General features: G+C 38.5%; 3 protein-coding genes. 1 reads left to right on the top strand and 2 read right to left on the bottom strand.

Annotation, left to right across the window (positions count from 1 at the left end):
- Together PLH43_RS13600 and PLH43_RS13605 are read right to left on the bottom strand one after the other, a co-directional pair.
- Positions 1-184: undecaprenyl-diphosphate phosphatase (locus tag PLH43_RS13600; protein ID WP_324364013.1), on the bottom strand; the 184-nt coding region annotated here is incomplete at its 3' end.
- 338 nt (positions 185-522) lie between these two features.
- Entirely contained in the window at positions 523-1,617 is a 1,095-nt protein-coding gene (locus PLH43_RS13605) for an IS30 family transposase (protein ID WP_324364014.1), read from the bottom strand.
- A gap of 239 nt (positions 1,618-1,856) precedes the next feature.
- On the opposite strand from PLH43_RS13605, the gene PLH43_RS13610 reads away from it, so the two are divergent.
- The coding region (locus PLH43_RS13610) for a CarD family transcriptional regulator (protein WP_324364016.1) at positions 1,857-1,971 on the top strand (115 nt) is incomplete at its 3' end.

Below are 1,971 nucleotides of genomic sequence, written 5' to 3' on the forward strand. Positions count from 1 at the left end.
CAACAAGGGTGCCGAGGTGAAGCATAACATCAAAGGCAACATCAGCCTCTTCAATTCCAAAAATCTGCTGAACAATAGCCAGATGTCCCGAACTGCTGATGGGCAAAAATTCGGTCAGTCCCTGCAATATGCCCAGCAGTATTGCCTCAATTATTTTCAAAAACACCGCCTCCTTAATTATCATGAATGTAAATATTATACCACCATTCCAAAAAGAAGGCCATACATTGTTTTGGCACCGAACCCATAATATATAATAATTCTAAATTGCAATAATAAATGCAACACTTTTTTGACAGGAAAGTATGATATAGATATCCAAATTTTTACTGTTTAATCTGTAAAACCTTACGGTGTCATGGGAAGGGTGGAGATTTTCGAGCGTTAGCGAGAAAATACTACCCGACCTTGACACCGGACATAAAATGATATAATTGTTCCCAGGCCTTTTGGCATGCCTGGCCAAAAGGCCTTAACTATAATCATCATTACCTTTTGCTTCTTAAAATATCTGTTATATTATCAACCTACCTGGACATGCTGTTCTCCTGGTTCTTTGCCTTTTTCTTTGTATATCTTCAATAACTCCTCATAAAAATATTCTTCTGCTGTCCTATAACTCAGTATTTTCCTCGGGTATTGATTTATCCACCTCTCTATATCCTTGACCTCTGATAGCGATATACCTCTTATTGCTTTACCCTTAGGAATAAAACGCCTTATAATCCCGTTTTGCCTCTCGTTGCTTGCCCTTTCCCACGACGAGTAAGGATGGGCAAAATAGGCTTCACTCCTTAGACTTCCTAAAATACTCGATAATTCACTGAATTCCGAACCATTGTCGGCTGTTACGCTGCGAAATACTTCCCCAAATAATTCCCCATAGCTGTTTTTAAGTTCCATAAACACTCTCTTTACTGCTTCACTATCCTTCGAATCCAGCAGGAATATGAGCTCATACCTGGTTTTCCTCTCTGTCATTGTCAAAAGAACCGCATCATTAGAACGTTTGCCTACTACAGTATCTATTTCCCAGTGCCCAAACTCTTCTCGTGTCTCCACTTCCTTTGGCCTTAAATCTATACTTTTACCCATGATACGTTTGGCTTCTCTTCGTTTCGTCTTATCACCAGGTTTTAACCTGGGTTTAAGCAGCAAATCAATATTGCGTACTTTGAGTAATCCCCTATCTATATAGTTATACAGGGTTTTAGTACAAACCATGGGCTTGTTTTCCCAATCGGCATCTTTTTTACAATAACCGACTATACTATCTGGAGACCATGGTTTTTTCTCAAGCATCTTTTCCTCCGCAAATCTAATAAAGTCCTTAACGAATGAGAGTTTAAGTTTAGCACCACAATTTTTCCGCTTCTTTTCATATATTGCCTGTCCCGCTTCGGGGAAGTATGCTTCGTAAGCAGACAAATCAGATTTAAGCTGAGTAACAGTACCACGTTTAATTTCCCTGCTTATAGTACTTGGAGCTCGACCCAGCTGCTTTGCTATATAGCGCATACTTTTACCTTCTTTATGTAAAGCAGCAATTTTCCCTCTTTCGATCTCATCTAAATGTTTAAATGAACGGTATTTCGTGGTACAATTATATTGAGCCATAGTGGGACCCCCTGTATGTTTAGTGTTTTTGGGATATCTATATCATACAGGATTTCTCACTATGGTTCTATAATTTTTTTGGTGTTGCATTTAATTTTACAACGAACCAAAAGGAAACAAATATAAATTTTATAGTTGACAAGGCGTACTCTGTATGTTAGAATATCAAGTTTATTGACATAACAGTGAATTTGTGGTATAGTAGATACGGTAGATTATTTGTCAGAGGAGGCATTCCCGTGGAGTTTCAAGTGGGTGATAAGGTAGTTTATCCAATGCATGGAGCCGGAGTGGTTGAGAGCATTGAAGAAAAGGAAATACTGGGCAAGAAACAGGAATATTATGTCCTGAATT

This window comes from Acetivibrio sp. (assembly GCF_035371925.1).
In the GTDB taxonomy this organism is placed as follows: Bacteria; Bacillota; Clostridia; order Acetivibrionales; family Acetivibrionaceae; genus Hungateiclostridium.

Excerpts from the sequence above, each read along its gene's own strand:
- PLH43_RS13605 (WP_324364014.1), bottom strand. The coding sequence starts at position 1,617 with ATGGCTCAATATAATTGTACCACGAAATACCGTTCATTTAAACATTTA.